This is a genomic window from Cellulomonas sp. A375-1 (genome assembly GCF_001040865.1).
GTDB classification, from domain to species: domain Bacteria; phylum Actinomycetota; class Actinomycetes; order Actinomycetales; family Cellulomonadaceae; genus Cellulomonas; species Cellulomonas gelida.
This window is the reverse complement of the sequence record NZ_LFKW01000095.1, coordinates 12,778-37,394: the sequence shown is the minus strand read 5'-3', so window position 1 is coordinate 37,394 and position 24,617 is coordinate 12,778. Positions and strand designations below refer to the sequence as shown.

The following is a 24,617-nucleotide window of genomic DNA, read 5'->3' as shown; positions in this document are numbered from 1 at the left end:
GCGCAGGGCCTTGATCTGGTTCTCCTGCTTCTGCTGCGCGTCGCTGAACGTCAGGTCGATGCCGTTCTCCGCCGTCAGGCTCGCCTTGACCGACTCCGTGTTGGCGGTGCGCCAACCCGACTCGGCACCGAGCTGCGAGAAGCCGACCTTGATGTTGCCGCCCTTGTCGCCGCCACCGGCGTCGGGGGTCTTGTCGCCGCTGTCCCCGCCGTCGCTGCTGCAGGCCGCGAGGCCCAGCGCGAGAACTGCCACCGTTGCGGCGATCCCGCGGGCCCGGAACTTCTTGCTGACCATGCTTTCTCCTCCTCGAGAAACCAGTCGTGCTGTGCACGTCTGTGGTGCCTGCACCGGCTCGGCCGCGACCATGCGACCGTGTCCGATGTGAGCGTTCACTTGGCGATGTTAACGCTCACACGTGCTCATTCCTAGCGTCTTGGCGTTCTGTTACGAACCTGTGACCCTGCTCACTCGCACGAGTGAGCGGCGCACTGGTCCGATCGTGGGGGCCCCGCGCGCCGGGATCAAGCCCCCGCGGATCACCGTTGCGCAACACCGGTCTCGATTGTGCTGTGCACGGTCCCGGAGTGCCGGCACCTGCGCGGCAGCGGCGCGTCGCAGGGGGTGCAGGCACGCTCGATGCGTGCCTGCACCCCCTGTCGTCGGGCTACGTGGACCGGGTCAGCCGATCTTCAGCGCCCTCGTGGCGGTCGAGCTGAGCACCGTGGTGGTCGACTGGAACGTCGCCCGGACCTGGTACGAGCCCTTCGCACGGACCGGCAGCACCACCGAGTAGCGGCCCTTGACCAGCGACACGGTCCTGGTCGACACGGTCTTACCGTTCTTCAGCACCGCGACCTTGACCTTCCCCGCGACCGGGGTGACCCCCTTGGCGGTCACGGCGCCGGTCGCCTTGATGCCGGTCGAGACCCTCGCCGCCGCGACCGTCGTCGTCGACACCGCACGCCCGACCTTCACGGTCACGGTCCGGGACGAGGGCTCGATCGTCGTCGTCCCGAGGTAGGCGACCGTGAACCGGTAGGTGCCCGGCTTGAGCGTGGTCGGCAGGCTGACGACGGCCTTGCCGTTCGTCACCGTTCCGTACCGCACGGACCCGCCCGCGACGTTCGAGACCCGGACCCTGCCGGCCGTGGCCTTCGAACCGACCGCCGACGTCACGGTCACGCTCACCGTGCCGCCCGAGCCGTACCGCACCGTCGAGACCTTCGCGGTCGTCGCGGACGTCGCCCGCAGGACCTTCACGGTCAGCGCCGCCGCCGAGGCCGCGACCTCGCCCGACCCCAGGTACTGGGCCGAGAACCGGTGCGAACCCGGTGCGACCGACTTCGGCAGGGCGAACGTCGCCGTGCCGCCGCTGAGCGTCGCGGTGCGCACGGACGAGTCGAACGCGTCCGTGAGACGCACCGTGCCCGTCGGGAGCACCGTCGCGCCCGGGACCGAGGTGACCCGCACCGTGACGGTGCCACCCGTCCCGTGCCGGACCGTGCCCGCGCTGACCGCGGTCGACGAGGACGCCTTGCCCACCTCGACGGTCTGCGCCGCGGCCGTCGCCGGCTCGGTGTCGTCGTCGCCGAGGTACGCCACGACGAGCGTGTGGCTGCCCACGGCGAGCGTCGCCGGGAGCGGCACCTGGGCCGTGCCCGACGCGTCGAGCGTCGCGGAGGCGACGACGTCCGCACCTGCACGGACCTCGACCGTCCCGGTGGGCGTCGGCCCCTCGGAGGCGACCGTCACCCCGACCGTCCCCGCGGTGCCGTACGTGAGCGTCGGCCACGTCGCCGTCACCGTCGCAGGGAACGGCTCGTCGCCGAGCCGGTGCGCGCTCGCGTAGATCCGCACGTTGTCGATCAGGCCCGTGAAGTACTCGCCCGCGACCCAGTTGCCCTTGCCGATCTGCAGCGCGCCGCCCGACGCACCCAGGATCGAGCTCAGCGCCCGTCCCGTGGTGTTCGAGGCCACGAGCTGGCCGTCGACGAAGAGCTTGCCGGACGTGCCCTTGACGACCAGGTCCACGTGGCGCCAGCCGTCGGCGAGCCCGCTCGCCGCGAGGTTGCCGCTCGAGTCACGCGTCCCGTTGTTGTCGTACCGCTCGACGAGGAGGCTCGTGGGCAGGTCGATGAAGCCCAGGTAGTGCTCGTTCTGGTACGTCTGCGTCGCCGCGCTCGGCGCCGCGAACACCGACCAGCCCTTGTTGGCCGAGCCGGCCGCCGGCTTCGAGTCGTACGAGATCGTGACCTCGTCCAGGCCCTTGAGCAGCGGGGTCCCGTCCTTCTTGGTCACGTCCAGCCAGTTGCCGGACGACAGGCTCGCGGCCTTCGTCCCGTCCCGGCCGTCGGCGAGCGTGAGCGTGCCCTTGACCGCGGCCCGCGCGACGCCGCCGGAGAGGCCGGTCGTGGCGTCGTCGAACGTGAGCTCGGCGAGCAGGTCGGCGCCCTCACCCTCGACCACGAGCGCGGCACGTGCCGCCTTCAGTGCGGCGAGCGTGTCGTCGACGTCGGTCTGCGACGCCGGGTCGGCCGCGACGGCCTGGGCCGTGGCGAGCGCCGACGCGAAGGTCGCCCACGTCGCTGCGGTGAAGTCGGCCGCGACGAGCCCGGCCGCCGAGGCGATCGCCTGGTCGAGGAGGTAGGTGACGGGCGCGTCCGGGTTCTGAGGGTCGAGCACCGGCAGCTGACCGGTCGTGCCGAGCGTCGCCTTCTGCAGCGCCGCGAGCTCCGAGGCCGTGATCGGCAGGATCGTGCCGTGGCGGGTCTTGAGCGCACCGAACGTGATGTCGCTCGCGAGCGACCAGTCCGCCGCCGACGTGCTGCCGATGTCGCTCGTGCGGAACGGCAGGTAGCCCTTGCCCTGCGCGTACTGGTCGGCCATCAGGCCGTACAGCGGCGTGAGGGGGTCGACCCGGTCGTCCTCGTTGTACTCGAAGAGCTCAGGGCCCTCGAGGTACGCGCCCGAGTACGCGCTGGTGCCGAGGATCCCGGCCAGCGTGCCCACGACCGACCAGTGGTCGTCGTCGACGTAGGCGGGCGCCGTGGCGGCCGTCGTCACCGCGTACAGGTCCTTCGAGCGCTCGATCGTGATCTGGCCGTCGGCGGAGGCACGGTAGTACCAGTCGCCGACCTTGATCATGGTCGTGTCGATGATCGAGTGCTGGCGGTCGATCCACTTCACCGGGTCGGTGAAGGTCACGAAGTCGCGCGTCGTCGAGTAGTACATGTTCGTGCGGTCGCCGAGGTCGTTCGAGACGTCCGAGCCCGTGGCCCAGAACACGACCCACTGCTGCTCGACGTCGTCCCAGATCGCCTCCGGGGCCCACGCCATGCCGGCGCCGGGGATGCCCGACGCGACGTCGACGAGCCGCGGCTCGGTCCACTGCACCAGGTCGTGGGACTCCCACACCACGAGCTTGAGCGACCCGGTGGTCGTGGCAGCGGCGCTGCCCCACCCCCCGCGGTAGTAGATGCTCAGGTCCGTGGCGATCAGGTAGAACGTGTCGCCCTGCGGCGAGCGCACCAGGTACGGGTCACGCACGCCCTTGTCGCCCGCGTTCCACTCCAGGACGGGGTTGCCGTTCGCGCGCGTGTCCGTCCACGTCTTGCCGTCGGGGCTCGTCGAGAAGTAGATCTGCTCGTCCGTGCGGCTGCCCTCGGAGCCCGTGAAGTACGCGAAGACGTAGTCGGTGGTCGCGGGCGCGGCGACGGCCTGGCGGACCTCCGCCGTGAAGTCGCGCGTGAGCGTGCCCGCGTGGGCCGTCAGCGTGACGGTCGTCGCCGCGGCGGGCCGCGTGACGACACCGGGGGCGACGGAACCGCCGCTCTCGGAGACGACCGCGGGGTGCGACGACGTCCACGTGATCGGGAGGTCGTACGCGCCCTCGGTCGGCAGCGTGAGGTTCGTGCGCACGTCCGAGAGCCCGACCAGGGAGATCTCCTCGAGCGTGCGCTGTGCGCGCTGCTCGATCGTGAGCGGTGCCGAGATGGTCGCCGTGACCGCCCGCGTCACGGTCATGCCCCGCAGCACGACGCCGGCCGTCAGCGCGGCCGTCGTCGCGGGAGCGCCCGGCTCGGGACGCGTCACTGTGGCCGTACGGCCGTCCGCGCCGACGACGACGTCGTCGGACGCCGAGGTCCACGTGACGAGCGGGCCACCGGGCAGGGTGTACGTGTCCTCGGTGACCGCCAGCGTCGCGGGGATCGCGGCGATCGCGGCCTGCGCGAGCTGCGCCTCGACCTGTGCGGCGCTCAGCGCCGCACCCCGGACCTGCAGGTTGTCCAGGAGCCCGGTGAAGTACTCGCCGTTGACCCAGTTGGCCTTGCCGACCTGCACCACGCCGCCGGACGCGCCGAGGATCGCGGACAGGAGCGGGCCCGCCTCGTTGCTCGCGACGAGCTGACCGTCGACGTACAGCGCGCCCTGCATGCCGTCGAGCACGAGGTCCACGTGCTTCCAGCCGGCCGTGACGGTGCCGGCCGGGGCGTTGAGGTTGCCGGTCGAGATGCGCGCGCCCGCGTTGTTGTAGCGCTCGACCCCGAGGCTCGTCGCCTTGTCCATGAAGCCGACGTAGTGCTCGTTCTGGTAGGTCTGCGTCGCGGTGCTGGGCGCCGCGAAGAACAGCCAGCCGACGTTGCCGGAGGCGTCCGGACGCGAGTCGTACGAGATCGTCACCGTGTCACGACCCGCCAGCAGCGGCGTCCCGTCGTCCTTCGTGAGGTTGAGCCAGCCGCCGCTGCTGAGGCGCACGGCCTGGGTCCCGTCGGCACCGTCCTCGAGCGTGAGCTCGCCGTTCACCGTGGCCTTCGCCCCGGCTCCGGTCAGGCCCGCGGTCGCGTCGTCGAACGACAGGTCCGCGACGAGCGAGGCGCCGGCGAGCGAGACGAGTGCGAGGTTCGCGTCGCGCAGCGCCTGCAGTGCCGCGTCGACCTGGGCCTGCGTCGCTGCCGCGTCGTCGGCGACGGTCTGCGCCGCCGTGACGGCGTCGGCGAACGGCGTCCAGGACTGCTCGGTGAAGTCGGCCGCGACCAGTGCGTCCGCGGCTGCGAGCGCCGCGTCCAGCGCCGTGGTGTCGGCCAGCGCCAGGACGGTCACGGGGAACGCGCGGGTCGCGGTGTGCGCGCCGACCGTGAGCGTGGCCGTGAGGGTGGCCGTGCCCGCGGTGGCGCCGCGGGTCACCGTGCCGTCGTCCCCGACGACGTCCGGGTCGGACGACGACCAGGTGACGGTCGCGCCGTGCGAGGCGGTGGACGGGAGCGTCAGGTCGGCCGCGACCGCGTCGGCGCCGGCGAGCGTGAGCGCCTTGGCGGCCGCCGTCACGGCGACCTCGTCGCTGCTCACGGCCCGGCTGCGGACCTGCAGGTTGTCGATCAGGCCCGCGAAGTACTCGCCGGCCTCCCAGTTGCCCTTGCCGATCTGGAAGACGCCGCCGGACGCACCGACCACCGCGCTCAGGAGCTTGCCCGTGGTGTTCGTCGCGACCGCGGTGCCGTCGACGAAGAGCGTGCCGGACGTGCCGTCGAGCACGAGGTCGACGTGTCGCCAGCCGGCGGCCACGGTCCCCGCGTTGAGGTTGCCGGTCGAGTCGCGTCCCGCCGTGTTGGCGTACCGCTCGACGACCAGGCTCGTGGCCTTGTCGATCACGCCGAGGTACTTCTCCGTGGCGTAGGTCTGCGTCGCGGCGTTCGGAGCCGCGAAGACGGTCCAGCCCTTGTTCGCCGAGCTGTTCGTCGGCAGCGAGTCGTACGAGATGGTGACGGTCTCGAGCCCGGCGAGCAGCGGCGAGCCGTCCTCCTTGGTCAGGCTCAGCCAGTTCCCGACGGACAGGCGCGCGGCCTTCCCGTCGACGCCGTCGTCGAGCGTCAGCGCGCCGTTGACGGTGGCGCGTGCGCCCGCGCCGGTCAGGCCCGTCGTCGCGTCGTCGAAGGTCAGGTTCGCGATGAGCGCGTCCGTCCCCTCGTCGGCCGACGCGACTGCGGGCAGCGCCGTCGGCACCGCCAGCGCGAGCGTGACGGCCGCGGCGACCGTCATTCCTCGGCGCGAGCGCGCCGTCCTGCCGTTCGTGCTCACCCTTGAGCTCATTCGTGGATCCCGTTCCTTCGTGAAGTCGGAACCTGCGTGAGGCGCGCGGGCACCGCGCTGCTGCGTCTGGTCGTCGAGCGTCCGACGGCGGTGTCGGAGGTCTCGGACGCGGTGCGTGTTAGCGCTCACATCTGGTGGCGCGACCATAGCCCAGGGCTCTCGACGCTGGCAACGAAGTCACCCGACATGCGTACCGACGACACGATCGGGGCACGCCCGCGCAGGTCAGAGCCCTGCCTGCGGGCAAGACGAGGCCCCGACCGCTGACGGGAGCGGTCGGGGCCTCGCGACGATGGGGTCCGGGTGGGTCGGACTCAGAACCCCTGCGCCAGGCGGTGGTACGCCTGGTTCCAGCGCACCTGGTCGCGGAAGCCGCGCCGCGTGGTGCTCTCGTCGATCACGAGCAGCTCGGTCCCGGACAGGTCGGCGAAGATCTCGAACGCCTCCACGCCGGCCGCGGTCGACAGGACGGTGTGGTGCGCGCCGCCCGCCGTGAGCCAGGCCTCGGTGCTCGTCGCGAAGTCCGGACGCGGCTTCCACACCGCGCGCGCGACGGGCAGGTGCGGCAGCGACGCGCGCGGCGGGACCACGTCGACGACGTTCGCCGTCAGGCGGAACCGCTCACGCATGTCCGCGAGCGAGACGACGACGCCGACCCCCGGGTCCGCGTCGAACACCATGCGGACCGGGTCCTCCTTGCCGCCGATGCCGAGCGGGTGGATCTCCACGCGCGGCGTCGAGGTCGTCAGCGACGGGCAGATCTCCAGCATGTGCGCGCCGAGGATCAGCTCGTCGCCCGGCGTCAGGTCGTACGTGTAGTCCTCCATGAGCGACGCGCCGCCGGGCAGGCCCTCGCCCATGACCTTCGCGGCGCGCACCAGCACGGCCGTCTTCCAGTCGCCCTCGGCACCGAACCCATAGCCCTTGGACATGAGGCGCTGCACGGCGATGCCCGGGAGCTGACGCAGGTCGCCCAGGTCCTCGAAGTTCGTCGTGAACGCCCGGGCACCCAGCGACGACAGCAGCGTCTCGAGCGCGACCTCCTGCTTGGCCGCGTAGCGCAGCGACTCGTGCCGCTCACCGCCGACGCGCAGCTCGGGGGCCACGTCGTACAGCTCCTCGTACTCCTTGACGACCAGGTCCACGTCGGAGTCGGCCACCTGGGCGATCGCCGCGACGAGGTCGTTGACGCCCCACGTGTTGACCGAGACGCCGAACCGCACCTCCGCCTCGGTCTTGTCGCCCTCGGTCACCGCGACGTTGCGCATGTTGTCGCCGAACCGCGCGAGCCGCAGCGACTGCGTGGCCGCCCGGCCCGCCGCCGCGCGCACCCACGTGCCCACGCGACGCGCGACCGCCGGGTTGCTCACGTGACCCGAGACCGTGGTGCGCGTGACGCCCATGCGCGACGCGATGTACGCGTACTCGCGGTCGCCGTGCGCGGCCTGGTTGAGGTTCATGAAGTCGAAGTCGATCGAGTCCCAGGGGAGCTCGACGTTCGCCTGCGTGTGCAGGTGCAGCAGCGGCTTGTCGAGCACGGACAGGCCGTGGATCCACATCTTGGCCGGGCTGAAGGTGTGCATCCACGTGATGACACCGAGGACGCGGTCGTCGGAGTTCGCGTCGAGCATCGCGCGGCGGATCGAGTCGGAGTCCTTCAGGACCGGCTTCCACACGATCGTCGCGGGCACGTCGGCACTGGCGTCGAGCAGGCGCGCGACCTCCTGCGACTGCTCAGCCACCTGGCGCAGGGTCTCCTCGCCGTACAGGTCCTGGCTCCCGGTGAAGAACCAGACCTCACGGTCGGCGTAGGGCTTGCTCACGCGTGCTCCTCCTTGGTGGCCGTGGCGGCGGTGCCCTGGCCGTAGACGTTCTGGTACCTCGCGTAGAGCGAGTCGACGTGGTGCTGCTCGATGGGCAGCGGCTCGCCCAGCTGGCGAGAGACGTGGACGGTCCGGGCGACCTCTTCGACCATGACCGCAGCCTTCACGGCCGCCTTGGCGTCCTTGCCGATCGTGAACGGGCCGTGGTTGCGCATGAGCACCGCGGGGCTGCGCGAGCCCTGCAGCGTCTCGACGATGCCGCGGCCGATCGAGTCGTCGCCGATCAGCGCGAACGGGCCGATCGGGATGTCGCCGCCGAACTCGTCGGCCATCATCGTCAGCACGCACGGCACGGGCTCGGCCCGCGCGGCCCACGCGGTCGCGTACGTCGAGTGCGTGTGCACCACGCCGCCGACCTCGGGCATGTGCGTGTAGACGTACGCGTGCGCGGCGGTGTCCGACGACGGCGCGCGGTCGCCCTCGACGAGCGTGCCCTCGAGGTCGCACACGACCATCGCCTCGGGCGTCAGCTCGTCGTAGGTGACGCCCGACGGCTTGATGACCAGCAGGTCACGCGCGCTCGGGCCGGCGGGGTCGACGACCACGCGCTGCGAGACGTTGCCCGCGGTCCACACCACGAGCCCCCAGCGCGGGAGCTCGGCGTGCAGGCGTGCCACGACCTCACGCGTGCGCGCGACCTGCTCCTGCACGCTCGCGGGGTAGTCGGCCAGGGTCGTCGTCATCGGGGGTGCTCCTGCTGTCGTCACGGTGAGGGTCGTCTCGGGCGGTGTCGGTCTAGATCGCGTCGGCCGCGGCGCGCTCGATGGCGAGCCCGGCCTCGTACCGGTCGAGGTAGGCGGCGAACCCGCGCACGTCCTGCGGGTCGGGCGCGACCACGTCGATCTGAGCCTCGCCGAAGACGCGCTCCGCGAGGTAGGTCCCCAGGTCCTGCTCGGCGGCGTGCTCGAGGTAGGCCGCGAGCACCGCGATCCCCCACGCACCGCCCTCGCCGGCCGCGCTGCCGACCGCCACCGGCGCACCGACCGCGGCCGCGAGCAGCCGCTGCGCGACCCCCGCGGTGCGGAACAGGCCGCCGTGCGCGAACATCGCGTCGAGCTCGACGCCCTCCGCGGCCAGGACCCGCATGCCGAGGCTCAGCGTGCCGAACGCGCCGTACACCTGCGTGCGCATGAAGTTGGCCAGCGTCAGGCGGCTGTCGGGCGTCCGCACGAACAGCGGGCGACCCTCGGCCAGGCCCGTGATCGGCTCGCCGGACAGGTAGTTGTACGCGAGCAGCCCGCCGCCGTCGGCGTCGCCGTCGAGCGCCTCGCGCAGCAGCGCGCCGAACACGTCGTCGGGGCTCGACGGGTGGCCCAGCGCGGTGGCGAAGCGGCCGAACACGTCCGCCCACTCCGCGAGCTCGCTCGCGCCGTTGTTGCAGTGCACCATCGCGACCAGGTCGCCCGACGGCGTCGTGACGAGGTCGAGCTCGTCGTGCACCTGCGTGAGCGGCTTCTCCAGGACGACCATCGCGAAGATCGACGTGCCCACGGAGATGTTGGCGGTGCGCGGCGCGACCGAGTTGGTCGCGACCATGCCCGTGCCCGCGTCGCCCTCGGGCGGGCACAGCGGCACGCCGGCCGCCAGCGTCCCGGTCGGGTCGAGCAGGGCCGCGCCCTGCGCGGTCAGTCGTCCGGCGTCCTGGCCCGCGAGCCGCACGGCCGGCAGCAGGTCCACGAGGCGCGTGCCGGGTCGCCGGTCGGCGACGAGCGTGTCGAACTGGTCGAGCATGCGCGCGTCGTAGTCGCGCGAGCCGGTGTCGATCGGGAACATCCCGGAGGCGTCGCCGACGCCCAGCACCTTCTCGCCCGTGAGGCGCCAGTGCACGTACCCGGCGAGCGTCGTGACGAACGAGATCTGCGGGACGTGGGGCTCGTCGTCGAGGACGGCCTGGTACAGGTGCGCGATCGACCAGCGCAGCGGGATGTTGTGCCCCAGCAGCTGCGAGAGCTCGGCGGAGGCCGGGCCCGTGCTCGTGTTGCGCCAGGTCCGGAACGGGACGAGCAGCTCGTCGGACGCGTCGAAGGCGAGGTAGCCGTGCATCATCGCCGAGACGCCGAGCGCGCCGAACGTGGTGGGCGTGACGCCGTAGCGCTCCTCGACGTCCGCGACCAGAGACGCGTAGGCCGCCTGCAGCCCGCTCCACACGTCCTCGAGGGAGTACGTCCAGCGGCGGTCGACGAACTGGTTCTCCCACTCGTGCCCGCCGGCCGCGATCGGCGCGGAGTCGGGCCCGATCAGGCAGGCCTTGATGCGGGTCGAGCCCAGCTCGATCCCGAGCGCCGTCCGGCCGGCGACGATGTCGTCCCGGACCTGCGCCACCGCCGCCTGCTGGTCGACGCCATCCGGCGTCTCGTTCTGGCTCATCGCGCCCCTTCGCACGTTCCTGTCCACTTCCCCTGTCGGGGCGACTGCTCGATGTTAACGCTCACACGGCCCCAGGTACACACCGCGTCCCTGTCGAGATTCTCGACCATTCTTCCGACACTCGCGACGGTCGACCGACGAGCGCGGCGGCGACGTGGCGCACCGTCGCGCACGGTGCCGCCTCGTCGCCGCCGCGCGTCGACCTCCTGCACGCCCCTCACCTGCACCGGGACCGAGCACAGGCTCGGCCGGGCGAGGGAGCGGCGCCGTTCGTGCTCCTACCTTCCGCTAGCCCTGCGGGATCCACACCCGCATCGTCGACGGGCCCCGGTTGGCCCAGGAGTAGTACGGGACGAGGGCCGCCGTGAGCGTGTCGCCCTCGGCGCGTCCCGTCCCGTGCTCGGCGTAGGGCCACGCACGGTCGTCGTGCTCGACGCGCCGCAGGGCGACGTGCGCCCGGCCGTCCACGTCGTGCGCGGTCGGCTCGGCGAGCACCACGTCGTCCACCTCGAGGCCGTCCGGCAGGTCCGTCGACTCGAGGCACAGGACCAGCGGCCCGCGCTCGAACGCGAGGCACCCGCGCACGGCGTCGATCCGCTGGTCGGGCGCGGTCACGCGCACGCGCATCGGCAGCGAGAGGCGCACCTCCTCGCCCGCACGCAGGTCGCTCACCCGGGCCACCGCACCCGGTACGGGCACGCCGTCGAGCGTCGCGGACCCCAGCGCCCACGAGGGCACGCGCAGCGAGAGCTCCCAGGGGCCCTCGGGCGCCTCGACCACCCGCACGACGACGTCGCCGTCGTCGGGATAGCGCGTGGCGACCGCGAGCCGCACGTCGCCGCCCGACAGGCGCGTCTGGATCGAGCACGGCGCGAGCTGGTGGATCTGGACGCCCGCGTCGGTCGCGGTCGCGACGTACCCGGCGAGCGAGGCGAACGTGCGCGCCACGTTCGTCGGGCAGCACGAGACCTCGAACCACGGCGCGCGCAGCCGCGACAGCGCGCGCGGGCTCACCTCGTCGGCCTCCGCCTCCTGCCCCGGGACCCGCTTGTGCAGCGGGTTCGTGTAGAAGAACGCCCGGCCGTCCGCCGCAGGCGACGTCGCGACCACGTTGTACAGCGCCCGCTCGACGACGTCGCCGTACGACAGGTCGCCCGTCGCGAGCGCGAGGCGCCACGCGACCATGACCGACCCGACGCCCGCGCACGTCTCGCAGTAGGAACGGTCCGGCGGGAGCTCGAAGTCGTCGCCGTACGCCTCGTCCTGGTGGTGCGAGCCCATGCCGCCCGTGAGGTACGTGCGCCGGGCCAGCGTGGTCGCGAACTGCCCGCGGGCCGCGTCGAGCAGCTCGTCGTCCTTGGTCTCGAGCGCGAGGTCGACGACGCCCGCGGTCAGGTACAGCGCGCGCACGGCGTGACCGCGCAGCACGGTGGCCTCCCGGACGGGGATGTCGTCCTGGAAGTACTCGCGACCGAACTCGATGTCCGGCAGCGTGCCGGTCCCCCGCCGCTCGACGAACAGCTTGGCGAGCGCCAGGTACCGCTCGACGCCCGTCGCGCGGTACAGCTCGACGAGGGCGACCTCGACCTCCGCGTGGCCGCACACCGACTGGATGCCGTCCGGCCCGAAGGCCTCGCACATGTGGTCCGCGGCGCGCAGCGCGACCCGCACCAGCGTGTCGTCGTGCCCCGAGCGCAGCCGGGCGACCGCCGCCTGGATCAGGTGCCCGTAGCAGTAGAGCTCGTGGCCCCACGCCAGGTCGCTGTAGCGCGGCGCCTGGCCGGGCCGGCCGTACTTCGTCGAGAGGTAGCCGTCGGGCTCCTGGACGCGCTCGAACATCTGCGCGAGCTCCTGGATCCGCGCCTCGAGGTGGGGGTCACCGGTGCGGGCCACCTCCCACGCCATGGCCTCGACGAGCTTGTAGACGTCGGAGTCCGAGAACTCGCGGCCGGTGCGCGTCGCGGCGACGGAGCCCTCGGCCGCCGCGGCGAAGTTGTCGATCCACCCGACCCGCTGCTCCCACTCGTCGCAGTGGTCGATGGTCGCCGTCGCGTTCACGTGCTGGCGCTCGCCCCAGAAGCCACCGGTGATGGTCACCTCGTCGAGCCCGAGCGGTCGGAGCACGCCCGCGCCCGGGAGAGCGGGGGCCACGACGCCGTGTGTGTCGTTGCTGAGAATCGTGATCATCCCTTCAGGGCACCGGACATGAATCCGTTGACGTAGTGGCGCTGCAGCACGAGGAACAGGAAGATGCACGGCACCGTGAGGATCACGACGCCTGCCTGAGTCGCGCCGTAGTCGATGACACCCATGACCTGCTGGCGCATGTTCACCATCGCGAGCGGCAGGGGCTGGTTGTCCCCGCCGACGAGGAACAGCGGGACCATGAAGTCGTTCCACGCTGCGAGGAAGGCGAACAGGCCGACCGTGATGAGCCCGGGCTTGACGGCGAACAGCAGCACCCGGCGCAGCGCGCCGAACGAGCCGCAGCCGTCGACGAGCGCGGCCTCCTCCATCTCCTTGGGCACGGCCTCGAACGAGATGCGCATCATGAAGGTCGCGAACGGCAGCTGGAACACGGCCAGCACCAGCCCGACGCCGATGAGCGAGTTGTTGAGGTGGATCGCCTTGAGCCACGTCATGAGCGGGATCAGCAACGTCGCGTACGGGACCATGAGGATCGCGAGCGTGAGCAGGAACAGGACGTTCTTGCCCGGGAAGCTGAACCGCGCGAACGCGTACCCGCCGAACGTCGACGCCACGAGCGTGACGACCACCGCGGTCGCGCTGATCACGAGCGAGTTGCCGAGGTAGGTCCACAGACCGGCCTGGTAGTTCACCACCGTCTCGTAGTTGCCGAACCCGAAGCCGCTGACCTGGTTCGACCCCGGCTGCGCCGAGACCGAGCTGATCGCGGTCCAGATGATCGGGTACAGGAAGATCACGGCGAGCCCGCCGGTCAGCACGTAGAACGGCGTGCGCGTCAGGCCCTGGGCGAGGCGGCTCATCGCTTGACCCCCTTCTTCTTCGCGCCCGTCCCGTCGTCGCTGCCCTGCAGCGCGCGGAGCTGGACGACGTTGATGACGACGAGGGCGAGCAGCACGATCACCGACAGCGCGGCGGCCATGCCGAGGTCGCGCTTGGACTCGAAGGCCAGGTTGTAGACGAGCTGGACGACGGTCATGGTCGAGGAGTCCGGACCGCCCTTGGTCAGGATGTAGAACTGGTCGAACGCCAGCAGCGAGCCCGTGACGCACATGATCGTGGAGAGCGCGAGCGACGGCCGCAGCAGCGGGATGGTGATGCTCCGGAACATCTGGGAGCGCGAGGCGCCGTCGATGCGCGCCGCCTCGTAGACCTCGCCCGGGATGGACTGCAGGCCGACGAGCAGCAGCAGCATGTAGAAGCCCGCGAACCGCCAGACGATGAGGATCACGGTCGACCACAGCGCGCCGGTCGGCGTGCCGAGGGGGGACACGACACCCTCGGTGAGGCCGAGCTTGTCGAGCAGCGGGGCGATCGGCCCCACCTGCGGCGAGTACATCGCGTAGAACAGCAGCGAGGCCGACGCGAGGCCGAGCGCGGTCGGCAGCAGGAACGTGGTGCGCAGGAACGCGCGCCACCGGCTGGCCTCCTGCACGAGGAACGCCAGGCCCAGCCCGAGGCCGATGAGCAGCACGGTCGCGATGACCGTGTACTTCAGCGTGAACCAGATGGCCGGCCAGAAGAGCCGGTGGTCCACGACGTCCGTGTAGTTGTCGGGCATGTTGACGCCCTTGTTGCCCGCGAGCAGGGGCCAGTCGGCGCCCGACATGAAGAACACGAGGACGACGGGGATCACGAAGAAGACGAGGACGAGCGCCGCGGTGGGGCTCGCGTACGCCCAGGCGCGCAGGCTGCGCTTGGCGCTGGCCTTGCGCGGGCGGCGGGGCGGCGTGCTGGACGCGCCCGCGGCCGCGGGTGGGGACTGCTGTGTGAGGGTCATGCTGAGCTCCCGTTGCGGGTTCCGACGCTGCCGGGGTGGCGTGCGGCGGCCGCCGTCAGGGGTGGCGGCCGCCGCACGTCCGTCGGTTACTGCGAGAGGATCTCGGTGACGGCGTCGTTGTCGGCGTCGACCGTGTTGGTCGCCTCGAACGTCGCGTTGCGGATCATCGTCACGAACGGGCTGCCCGAGGCGTTGAACGCCTCGGCGAAGTACGCGGCCACGGGGGTGCGGCCGTTCGGGATCGCCTCGGCGGCCACGGCCGCGACCGGGTCGCTCTTGGTGAACTCGTTCTCCAGCAGCGAGTTGCGGGACACGACGTCGCCGGCCTTGGCCACGACCTCGAGCTGGGTCTCCTCGGAGACCATCCACGCGAGGTAGTTCCACGCCTGCTCGACGTTCTTCGAGTCCTTCGAGATGCCCATGGCGTCACCGCCGAGGAACGTCGAGGTGCCACCGTCGACGCCCGGGATCGGGCCGACGCCGACGTCGATGCCCGCCTCGATCGCCGCGGCGACGACCGTGTTCGGGTACTGCATGACGCCGACGTTGCCGCCCTGGAACGGGGCGACCCACGTCGCGCCGGTCTCCTCCTTGGAGCCCGCACCGATCGCACCGGACTTGTTCAGGTCGGCGTAGATCCCGTACAGCTCCTTGGCGGCGTCGCTCGCGAGCAGCGACTCGGTGCCGTCGGCCGACAGGACCTCCTCGCCCGAGGCCCAGATGCTCGGGAACCAGGTGAACACGAGGCAGCCACCGCAGTTGCCGCCGTAGTACGTGCCGGAGACGCCGTCCTTCTTGAGGTCGGCGACCGCCTGGGCCTGCTCCTTGAACTCGGCCATCGTCGTCGGGCCGGCCTCGGGGTCGAGGCCCGCCTCGCGGTAGAGGTCCTTGTTCCAGACCATGACCGAGATGTCCTGGACGAACGGCAGGGTGTGCATCGCGCCGTCGACCGTGCCCGCGTCGATGTGGCCCGAGGAGATGTCGTCCTTGAACGGCAGCGAGCCGATCTCGTCGGTGATCTCCGTGAACAGGCCGTTGTCGACCCAGTAGGGCACGCGCACGACGTCGCCCGCGAGCAGGTCGGGCAGCTCGCCGTTGGCGGCCGCGCCACCGACCTTCGACTCCATGTCGTCGTTCGGGATGATCTCGAGCTTGACCTGGTTCTTGTGGCTCGCGTTGTACGCCTTCACAAGGCGCGTCGCCTGCGCCTCGAGCGGTGCGCGCGTCCACATCGTCAGCTCGGTGCCGTCGTCGACGCCGATCTCGGCGGCCGCCGACTCACCGCCGCCCTTCGTCGGATCGGGCGTCGCGCTCTTGTCGTCGTCGCCGCTGCACGCCGTCAGACCCGCGAGCGCGATGCCCGCGACGGCCAGACCAGCCACCAAGCGCGTACGCCCGCGAGGGTGGACCTTCCTCATTTTTGCCTCTCCTCAGCAATTCGACGTTGAAGATGCTGTCCGGCCCTCTGCGGAGACGACCGGGTACTTCGAGGTTCTGCCGTTCCGTCGTTGTCGAAACCAACGAAATGGTTTTCCGTGACCCTAGCGGAGGTCGCCCGCTGACGTCAATCACGCGAACCGTCTTCATTTTGCGGCAACTATCGCTACGATCGCCGCATGAACGAGGACGTCGAGGGGGACCGCCCGCAGCGGGCGGCGAAACGACCCGATGAAGGCTTTCAGGGTCGCAGGACGACGACGCTGTCGGACGTCGCCCGCCTCGCGGGCGTGTCGATCGCGACGGCGTCCAAGGCCCTGAACGGACGCGCGCAGGTACGCGCGGAGACGCGCACCAAGGTGCTGGCCGCCGCCGAGCAGCTCTCGTTCTCCCCCAACGGCCTCGCGCGCAGCCTGCTGTCCGGACGCTCCGGGACGGTCGGGCTGGTCACGCACGACCTCGAGGGCCGGTTCTCGATCCCCACGCTCATGGGCGCCGAGGACGCATTCGGCTCGGGCAAGGTCTCGGTCCTGCTGTGCGACGCGCGCGGCGACTCCATCCGCGAGCAGCACCACATCCAGGCGCTGCTCGGCCGGCGGGTCGACGGGCTGATCATCGTGGGCGCGCGCCCCGACCCGCGGCCCTCGCTCGGCAACATGCCCGTGCCGGTGGTCTACGCGTACGCGCCGTCCGACGACCCGCAGGACTGCTCGCTCGTCACCGACAACGTCGGCGGCGGGCGCATGGGCGTCGAGCACCTCGTCGCGTGCGGACGCACGCGCATCGCGATCATCTCCGGCGACGCGAGCTACGGCGCCGCGAAGGACCGGGTGATCGGCGCCCAGCAGGCGCTCGACGAGGCCGGGCTCGAGCTCGTCGGCGGGCAGGCGCTGTTCGGCGCGTGGACCGAGGACTGGGGCCGCGGCGCCATGCGCGGCCTGCTCGCCAAGCACCCCGACGTCGACGCGGTCCTGTGCGGCTCGGACCAGATCGCGCGCGGCTGCCTCGACGCGCTGCGCGAGTCCGGTCGCGAGGTCCCGCAGGACGTCGCGGTCATGGGCCACGACAACTGGGAGGTCCTCGCGAGCAACGCCCGGCCCCCGCTGACCAGCATCGACATGAACCTCGAGGAGCTCGGCCGGCGCGCCGCCGCGCGCCTGTTCGAGGCCATGGAGGGCAACCCGGCCCACGGCATCGAGACGATCCCGTGCCGGCTGGCGCTGCGGAGCTCCACCGCCTCCTGACCCGCCGGCCGACCTCGGACGCCGTAGAGACGGACGGGCGGGCCCCGAAGGACCCGCCCGTCCGCGAGCCGGCGCGCCGACCCTCACATCAGCGCGCCGGCCGTCGAGGTCACCTCTTCACGACGAGTGCCGACGAGGTGACGGTCCTGGTGACGTAGCCCGTGCGCGAGCCGGTGACCGCGACGGTCACCTTCTTGCCCGCCATCGCGGCGGTGAGGCGCAGCGTCGACGTGGTCGCGACCTTCTTGCCGTCGACGTACCACTGGTAGCGCACCGTGCTCGGCTTCGGGCTCCACGTGCCACGCAGGACGCTCAGCGTGCGGCCGACCTTCGCCGTGCCGGCGATGCGCGGCTTCGCGGCCGTGAACGTGCCCTTCGCGACCGTGCTCGCCGCGGACGTGACGCTCAGGGTCGTGTACCCCGTGCGCGCACCCGTGACCCGGACGGTGAGCTTCTTGCCCGCGAGCGCAGGCGTGAGGGTCAGCGACGACGACGTCGCCCGCGCCACCTTGCTCCCGTTGGCGTACCACTGGTAGCTCACGGTCGTCGGCGCGGGCTTCCAGGTCCCGGCGACCGCCGTGACCTTCGCGCCGACCTTGACCGAGCCCGAGATCGTCGGCCTCGGGGCCACGAACGTGCCCTTGGCCACCGGCCCGACCGCGGCCGAGAGCGCCGAGCCGCTCGCGAGGCCGTCGCCCGAGCCCGTGACCCGCACCGTGATCCGGGCACCGAGCTGCGCGGGGGTGAGCGTGAACGACGTGCCGGTCGCACCGGCGATCGCCGCGCCACCCGCCTGCCACTGGTACGCGAGCCGCACCCCGCTGGGGCCCCAGCCACGCGTCGTGACGGTGAGCCGTGAGCCGACCGCGGGCGTGCCCGTCACGGTGACGGTGCCGACCTCGACCTGGACCGGGTCGGGGACGCAGTCGATCGGCGGGAAGCTGAACGCGTACGTCACCACCTGGCTGTCGCCCGTCAGGACGAAGCCCGCGAGCGGACGCGCCAGCACGGTCACGGACTCGCCCGCGGCCACGGCGACCCGGCCGGTGACCTCGTCGCCGTCGACCGTGTACCGGACGCCCTCGACCACGGGGATCGTGATCGAGCCCTCGGTGAGCGTGCCGTCGACGCACGCCGGCGCGGTGCTGGTCGGGGCGATCGCGGTCACCTCGACGGGCACGGCCGGGCACTGCGGAGCGGTGAACGTGTGGTCCCACTGGGCCGTCGCGCCCTCGGCGAGCGCATAGCCCTCGGCCGCGTGCGCGGTCACCGCGACCGTCGCGTCGGCCGGGACCTCGACCGGGCCCGTGACGACCTCGCCGTCCACGCGGTAGACGACGCCCGCGACCGCGGGGACGACGACCGTGGCCGGCTGCGGCACGCCCGCGACGCACTCGAGCGCCTCGGTGAAGGTCGGCGCCTGCGGCGTGACCTGCTCGACCTGCGGAGCGGCCGCGGCGATGACCTGCCACTCGTTGATCCCGACGGAGCCCTCGCCCTCCTCCTGGCCCCACGACTGGGCGACGACCCGCAGCGCCTTGGTCGTGACCCGTTCGAAGTCGACGCGGTCGAACCCGTTGCTCGTGCGGCCGTACGCCGCGCCGTCGCGCAGCGTGACCTCACGCCACGTGGTGCCGTCGGCGTCGAGGTACTCCAGGACCCAGGACGCCGGCGGGATCATGCCCGCGTTGGCGCTGTCGGCGCTGTCGCGGAACCACCACACGCCGACCGAGTCCGTCGTGACGTCGAACTCCCACGTCAGGCGGGCCACCATCTCCCCGACCTGCGGCCAGGTCCCCCACGCCGCGCCGTACTTCGACGCGACGTTCTCGAACGGCGCGTTGGAGCCGTCGTTGAGGCCCGCGACGCTGTTCCAGGGCGCCGTGTAGGTGGTCCAGGGCGTCGCGTACGACGCCACGTTGCCCGTGAGCTGCGCGTCGGGGTCGCGCGGGACCATGACCGTGCCGCTCGCGACGTTGCCCGCGAGGTCACGCGCGCGGAACACCAGCTGGTGCGGCTGACCCGACGGCGGCGCGACCACGGTGCCGTTCGTGACCGTGATCCACGCGCCCTCGCCGTCGAACCGGTACTCGAGCGCGTCCACGCCGGACAGCGCGTCGGACGCGGTCAGCGTGACCGTGCGCGTGCTCTCGTCGAGCACGCCGGCGACCGTCGGCAGCACCTTGTCGATCTTGACGACCCGCGAGACCGCGTCGGACTCGTTGCCCGCCGCGTCCCGCGCCTTGCCGCTGATCGTCGTGGTGCCGGAGGTGGAGATCGTGACGTCGACGTGCCGCACGTCCGCGGTGGACTGCCAGTCGGCGTCGCCGACCTTCGTGGAGACCGTCGTGAGGTAGTCCACGTCGTCGTCGGCGGCGACCCGCGCGACCACGTTCGAGGAGTACCAGTCGGCCTTGCCGGTGCTGCCCGAGGCCGCGACGGTGACGCGCGGGGGTGCGTCGTCGGCCGGGGGCGTCACGACCGCGTCCTCGTCGACCGTGACCGTGGCGGTCACGTGGTCGGCGGCGACGCCGAGCGCACGGCCCTCGACCGTGAAGGCGCCCTCGGTCGCGTACGACGCCGGGTCGATCGCACGCCAGGTGACGGGCGCCCACAGCTGCGTGCCGCCGGTGGTGACCCGCACGGCCGGCGGGAGCTGCGGGGCGACGCCCGGCTCGGTGACGACCGCGACCGGGGCGACCGCGGTCGGCTCGACCGCATTCACCTCCCACTCCGAGACCGCGACCGAGTGGTAGTACGCACCGTTCGCGCGGCCCGCGAACGTCGCGCGCAGCGCGGTCGTGGTGACCGGCGTGAACGTCACCGTGAGCCACGTGTTGTTCGTCGTCGGGTACGTCGCCGCCTGCACCGGCTGCCACGCGCCGTCGGCGTCGAGGTACTCCAGGGACCAGGAGGCGGGCGGACGGATCCAGTTCGAGTCCTGGTGGAACTGGATGCCGACCGAGCCGACGTGCACGGGCGCCTGCCACTGGTACGACAGCCAGTCCTTCTCGGTCGTGCTCGTCGTGCCGCGGTACGTGCCCCACTGGTCCGGCGGCAGCAGCGCGGTGGTGGCGCGGAAGCCGTCGTTGACGGCCGTGGTGCGCATCGGGGGCTGCTCCGTGAAGGAGGCGGTCACCTTCGCGTCCAGCGCCACGTTGGGCGTGAGCCGGAACCGCGGGTCGTCGGCCCGCGTCTGCGTGACCGGGAGCATCCGGTCGCCGTCCCACGTGATCTCGTCGATCGCGACCGAGCGGCGGAAGTGCCCACCGCCCACGGCGTCCTTCGTGTGGTAGGTCAGGTACCAGGAGCCGTCGAACTCGATCACCGACGGGTGGACGGTCGTCGCGGACGTTCCGGACAGGATGATGCCCTGGTAGGTCCACGGGCCCATGGCCGAGGGCGCCGTCGCGTACGCGATGCACGCCTGGTAGTTGGACGGGGTGCAGGACGAGCCGCCCTGCTTCCAGTCGTAGACCATGTAGTAGGTGCCGGCCCGCTCGAACACCCACGGCGCCTCGTAGAACGAGGTCAGGCCCGAGATCGTCGAGATCGCGCCCTCACGCTCGACCATGTTGGCCTTGAGCTTGGTCACGCGCGCGACGTTCCAGGAGCCCCAGTACAGGTACACCGTGCCGTCGACGTCGGTGAACACGTGCGGGTCGATGACCTCCTGGCCGCTGGTCGACGAGCCGAACACGTCGGCCCACGTCACGAGCGGGGCGCCGATGGCGTCCGTCCACGGGCCCACGGGCGTGTCCGAGACCGCGACCCCGATCGCCATGCGGTTGGCGACGGTGGTGTTCTTCCACTGGACGGGCGCGTACCAGTAGTAGCGGCCGTCCGCGCCGATGGTCGTGTGCCCGGCGTAGGCGTTGTTGCCCGTGGCCCAGGAGAAGACGTCACCGGGGTCCATCGCGTGCTCGTAGACGTCCCACTGCCCCGACGCGACGTCGTCGGTCGCGAGGATCTCGTAGTCGTTCATCACGAACGTGCCGACCTGGGGGCCGGCCTCGTCGTGGCCGGTGTAGACGTACAGCCGCCCGTCGGCGCCGACGAGCGGTGCCGCGTCGGCCGTGTAGAGCGAGCCGTCGGCGATGATCGGGTTGCCGGCCGACGTGATCGTGCGGGTCGGTTCCGGGAGGTCGGCCGCGAGAGCCGGGGCTGCGGTCAGCGCACCCGTCGCGGCGAGCGCGAGGGTCGTGACCGCGGCGGCCGCGGCGCGGCGCCAGGTCTGCTGTGACATCGACGAACCACCTTGTCCTTCGATCGGGAGCCGTCGCCGGGGCGACGCAGGGGTGCGGCCGACGCCCGTGCGGGGGCGCCGGCCGCGCAGGGGTCGACGACCGGCGCGGTCAGCGCCGGCAGTCGACCGCAGAATCAGCGCGCGATCCGAGCCCCGAGGGCCGAAAACGTTGACAGTCCGTTGCGAAACGGCGTGCGTCGACGAGCCGCCGACGCGGCGGAGCGGATGCCCACGATGTCACCTCTCGACAGTGAGATAGCGCGTGGACAGCACCCTAGGAGATCCGGCTCATCGTCAGCAAGCCTTTTCGGGCTTTTCGGTTCAGGAGGGGCGGCTCACACGCCCGAGCTGCGCCGCACGACGATCTCGGGCGGCACGAGCCGGGGCGCCTCGCGTCCCGTGACGCCGCCCAGCGCCTGCCGCAGCACCTCGATGGCGAGCGCGCCCAGGCGCGCGAAGTCCTGCCGCACGGTCGTCAGCGGCGGCAGGTAGTGCGCCGAGCCGACCTCGTCGTCGAAGCCCACGATCGCGACGTCCTGACCCACACGGATCCCCGCGTCCCAGAACGCGTGCTCGAGCCCGAGGGCGAGCTGGTCGTTCGCCGCGAAGATCGCCTTCGGCAGGACGCCCGCCGCGAGCGAGCGGCCGACCTCGTACCCGCTGTCCGCCGACCAGCCGGCGACGACGGGCTTCGGCACCGAGACGCCCGCCGCCTCGCACTCCTCACGCCAGCCCGCGAGCCGGTCCTGCGCGTCGAACCAGTCCTGCGGGCCGGCGACGTGCAGCACCTGGGTGTGGCCCCGCGCGAGCAGGTGCCGCGTCGCCAGGCGCGCGCCGAGGCGCTGGTCGACGCCGACCGACAGCACGCCCTCACGCTCGCGCAGCTCGAGCGCCGACGAGATGAGCACCACGGGCACCGGCACGTCGAGCCCGGACACCGCGGAGGCGACCTCGCGAGTCGGGGCGATGACGACGAGCGCGTCGACGCCGTGGTCCAGGAAGTGCTCGACGGCGGCGCGCATCGAGTCCGCGGTGAACCGGCGCATGGTCGCGACCGACACGTACCAGCCCGCCTCGCGTGCCGCCTCCTCGAACGCGACGAGCGTGCTCGTCGGCCCGTACAGCGCGGAGGCCGGCGTCACGACGCCGAGCGTGTCCGACCGGCGCGTGACGAGCGCCCGCGCGGCGCTGTTGCGCCGGTAGCCGAGCCTCGCGATCGCGTCCTGGACACGCATGCGCGTCTCCGGCCGCACGCTGGGGTGCCCGTTGAGCACTCGCGAGACGGTCTGGTGCGACACCCCTGCGGCCAGCGCCACGTCGCTCATGGCGGGCGGCCGCGCCCCCGTGTCAGTCGACACCCTTGCTCCCTAGGTGCGACGCGTACGCCGCGATCCACCGGTGCCCGACGGCACCGTGTTCTTCTCCCTACGTACCGTACGGCTCCAGGGCTGCCCGCGGGGCGCCAACACCGGGGTGAAGGACGTGGGTGGGACGGACCTCGCGGCCCGTCCCACCCACGTCTCACCGGTGCACCAGGGTCACTTCACGACGAGCGTCGTCGACGCTGCCTTCGCGGAGCTCACCATGGCGTCACCGCCGTACGAGACGGCCACCTTGTACGTGCCCTTGCCGAGCTTGGGCAGCGTCACGACGACCCGGCCCTTGTCGGAGGCCTTGAGCGTCCGGGTGACCTTCTTGCCGTTCACCGTGACGGTCACCGTGCCGGTCGGCCCGGTGATGCCCGCCGCGGTGACCTGCACCGAGACCTTGCCCTTGACGGAGGCAGAGATGGTCTTCTGGACCAGCGTCGCCTTCACCATCGGCGTGACCTTGGTGACCGTGAGGGTTCCGGCGGAGACCGTGCGACCCGCGACCAGCGCGTCGCCCGCGTACACCACCGAGACCGCGTGCTTGCCGGCGGGCAGCTTCGGCAACGTGACCGTCACCTTGCCCTTGTCGGCCGCCTTGAGCGTGACGGACACCGACTTGCTGCCGGCCTTGACCGTCACCTTGCCGGTCGGGCCGGTGACACCGGCCGCCGTCACCGTGACGGCGACCTTGCCGCTCTGACCCGTGGTGACCTTGGTCGCCGCGAGCTTGCCCACCACGCCCGGAGTCACCTTGGTGACCGTGAGCGTGCCCGCGTCGGCCGTGGCCTGCGCGATCTGGCTCGTGCCGTGGTAGACGACCGAGACGGCGTGCGTGCCCGCCGCGGGAGCCGGGAGCTGGATGCTCGCCGTGCCCGCCACGACCGTGCCCGTCGCGCTGCGGTTGCCCGCCACGACCGTCACGGTGCCACCCGCGGAGCTGATGCCCGCGGCCTCGACCGTCACGTCGACCGTCACCGTTCCGGTGGTCGGCACCGAGGCAGCCCGCAGCTGAGCGGACAGCACCGGCGCGACCTTGGCGACCTCGACGGCCTCCGACGTCTTCGACGTCGTGAACTCCGCCGCCGCCACGTCGACCCGCACGCTCAGGCTCGAGCCTGCGTCGTCGGCCGTGACGGTGTAGGTCGCACCGGTGGCACCCTCGATCTGACGCCCGTCGCGCAGCCACTGGAACGTGGTCGGCCAGTCGGGCAGCGTGATCGCGGTCAGGGTCTCACCGACGGCAGGCGTGCCGCTGATCGCAGCCAGCAGGGCCTGGGCGTCGAAGACCTCGACAGTGACGGTGTTGCTCGTGAGCGTCCGGACGACGTCCCGCTCGTCGGTCCACGTGTACGTCGCGGTGAGCGCGTACCGGTACCGGCTGAAGGTCGACGTGCCGTTCTCCCAGACCGTCGTGATGTCGGTCGTCATGACCGAGCCCGCCGTGAGGTCGCCGAGCGAGGACCCGTCGTGGGCGAAGCCCTCGACGCGCGCCCCGATCGGGTCACCCTTGGCGATCGCGGCCTTGTCGGCCGTGAGCACCAGACGGGCGAGGTCGTTCGCGGCCTCGATCGTCACCTGGGTCGAGCCCGTGGCGCCGACGTTGCCGAACCGGTCGAGCGACCGGAACTCGACGACGGACGTGCCGGCCTCGTCGAGGACGATGCCCTCGGCGGGAGCGTTGCGCCACGCGAGCTCCGGAGCGATCCGGTACTGCGAGTGCGACACGCCCACGCCCTCGTCGGTCGCGGTGAGGACCACCGTGACCGGCTCGAGCACGGTGCCCCGGCCGTCGGCCGGTGTCGTCGTCGCCGTCGTCGTCGGGCCGACCACGTCGACACCGCCGACGAAGGTCTCCTGCGACCCGGCCACGACCGCGCCCTCCCACAGGGCCCGGTAGACCAGCGTGTGCTGGCCCTCGTCGATGGCGACGGGCCACGTGTACGTGGTCCACTGCCCACCGTCGAGCCGGTACTGGACGGTCGCGTCGGCGGCCGTCGT

12 protein-coding genes and 1 pseudogene are annotated in these 24,617 nt (G+C 71.9%); 1 reads left to right on the top strand and 12 read right to left on the bottom strand.

The window, feature by feature from the left end; genetic code table 11:
- The 9 genes and pseudogenes from CWIS_RS18885 to CWIS_RS10080 form a co-directional block, all read right to left on the bottom strand.
- Positions 1-294 (bottom strand): annotated as a pseudogene (locus CWIS_RS18885) (LacI family transcriptional regulator); the annotation flags it as partial.
- 384 nt (positions 295-678) lie between these two features.
- Positions 679-6,075, bottom strand: a complete 5,397-nt coding sequence (locus tag CWIS_RS18045) for a LamG-like jellyroll fold domain-containing protein (protein WP_197080817.1) — start codon at positions 6,073-6,075, stop codon at positions 679-681.
- A 326-nt stretch (positions 6,076-6,401) separates the two neighbouring features.
- Positions 6,402-7,910: an L-arabinose isomerase gene (gene araA / locus CWIS_RS10110; RefSeq protein WP_048343161.1), complete on the bottom strand. Its 1,509-nt coding sequence runs from the start codon at positions 7,908-7,910 to the stop codon at positions 6,402-6,404.
- On the bottom strand, positions 7,907-8,653 hold the full coding sequence (locus tag CWIS_RS10105; RefSeq protein ID WP_048343160.1) for an L-ribulose-5-phosphate 4-epimerase: 747 nt from the start codon (positions 8,651-8,653) through the stop codon (positions 7,907-7,909). Before CWIS_RS10105 ends, araA begins: the two co-directional genes overlap by 4 nt.
- 52 nt (positions 8,654-8,705) lie before the next feature.
- Complete coding sequence (locus CWIS_RS10100; protein WP_048343159.1) at positions 8,706-10,337, bottom strand: xylulokinase; 1,632 nt, start codon at positions 10,335-10,337, stop codon at positions 8,706-8,708.
- 288 nt (positions 10,338-10,625) lie between these two features.
- Positions 10,626-12,524 carry a glycoside hydrolase family 127 protein gene (locus CWIS_RS10095; RefSeq protein WP_048343158.1) on the bottom strand — a complete coding sequence of 633 codons (1,899 nt, stop codon included), beginning with the start codon at positions 12,522-12,524 and terminating at the stop codon, positions 10,626-10,628.
- A complete protein-coding gene (locus CWIS_RS10090) occupies positions 12,521-13,345 on the bottom strand; it encodes a carbohydrate ABC transporter permease (RefSeq protein WP_048343157.1) in 825 nt (274 codons plus the stop codon). Before CWIS_RS10090 ends, CWIS_RS10095 begins: the two co-directional genes overlap by 4 nt.
- Positions 13,342-14,322 carry a carbohydrate ABC transporter permease gene (locus CWIS_RS10085; protein WP_048343156.1) on the bottom strand — a complete coding sequence of 327 codons (981 nt, stop codon included), beginning with the start codon at positions 14,320-14,322 and terminating at the stop codon, positions 13,342-13,344. The genes CWIS_RS10090 and CWIS_RS10085 overlap by 4 nt, the downstream gene beginning before the upstream one ends.
- 86 nt (positions 14,323-14,408) lie before the next feature.
- The gene (locus CWIS_RS10080) at positions 14,409-15,704 is read right to left on the bottom strand and encodes an ABC transporter substrate-binding protein (RefSeq protein ID WP_231583770.1); all 1,296 of its coding nucleotides are present in this window, start codon (positions 15,702-15,704) and stop codon (positions 14,409-14,411) included.
- 234 nt (positions 15,705-15,938) lie between these two features.
- Between CWIS_RS10080 and CWIS_RS10075 the strand changes: the two genes are divergently transcribed.
- Complete coding sequence (locus CWIS_RS10075) at positions 15,939-17,003, top strand: LacI family DNA-binding transcriptional regulator (protein WP_082156374.1); 1,065 nt, start codon at positions 15,939-15,941, stop codon at positions 17,001-17,003.
- 109 nt (positions 17,004-17,112) lie between these two features.
- Here the strand turns inward: CWIS_RS10075 and CWIS_RS10070 are convergent, their stop codons facing one another.
- The 3 genes from CWIS_RS10070 to CWIS_RS18880 all read right to left on the bottom strand — a co-directional run.
- Positions 17,113-21,249 carry a family 43 glycosylhydrolase gene (locus tag CWIS_RS10070; RefSeq protein ID WP_048343154.1) on the bottom strand — a complete coding sequence of 1,379 codons (4,137 nt, stop codon included), beginning with the start codon at positions 21,247-21,249 and terminating at the stop codon, positions 17,113-17,115.
- A gap of 335 nt (positions 21,250-21,584) precedes the next feature.
- Entirely contained in the window at positions 21,585-22,607 is a 1,023-nt protein-coding gene (locus tag CWIS_RS10065) for a LacI family DNA-binding transcriptional regulator (RefSeq protein WP_141369307.1), read from the bottom strand.
- Between the two features lie 180 nt (positions 22,608-22,787).
- Positions 22,788-24,617: Ig-like domain-containing protein (locus CWIS_RS18880; RefSeq protein WP_048343152.1), on the bottom strand; the 1,830-nt coding region annotated here is incomplete at its 5' end.

Coding starts and splice junctions, on each gene's coding strand:
- CWIS_RS10090 (WP_048343157.1), bottom strand. CDS start 13,345: ATGAGCCGCCTCGCCCAGGGCCTGACGCGCACGCCGTTCTACGTGCTG.
- CWIS_RS10085 (WP_048343156.1), bottom strand. CDS start 14,322: ATGACCCTCACACAGCAGTCCCCACCCGCGGCCGCGGGCGCGTCCAGC.
- CWIS_RS10070 (WP_048343154.1), bottom strand. CDS start 21,249: ATGTCACAGCAGACCTGGCGCCGCGCCGCGGCCGCCGCGGTCACGACC.
- CWIS_RS10095 (WP_048343158.1), bottom strand. CDS start 12,524: ATGATCACGATTCTCAGCAACGACACACACGGCGTCGTGGCCCCCGCT.
- CWIS_RS10100 (WP_048343159.1), bottom strand. CDS start 10,337: ATGAGCCAGAACGAGACGCCGGATGGCGTCGACCAGCAGGCGGCGGTG.
- CWIS_RS10105 (WP_048343160.1), bottom strand. CDS start 8,653: ATGACGACGACCCTGGCCGACTACCCCGCGAGCGTGCAGGAGCAGGTC.
- CWIS_RS10075 (WP_082156374.1), top strand. CDS start 15,939: ATGAACGAGGACGTCGAGGGGGACCGCCCGCAGCGGGCGGCGAAACGA.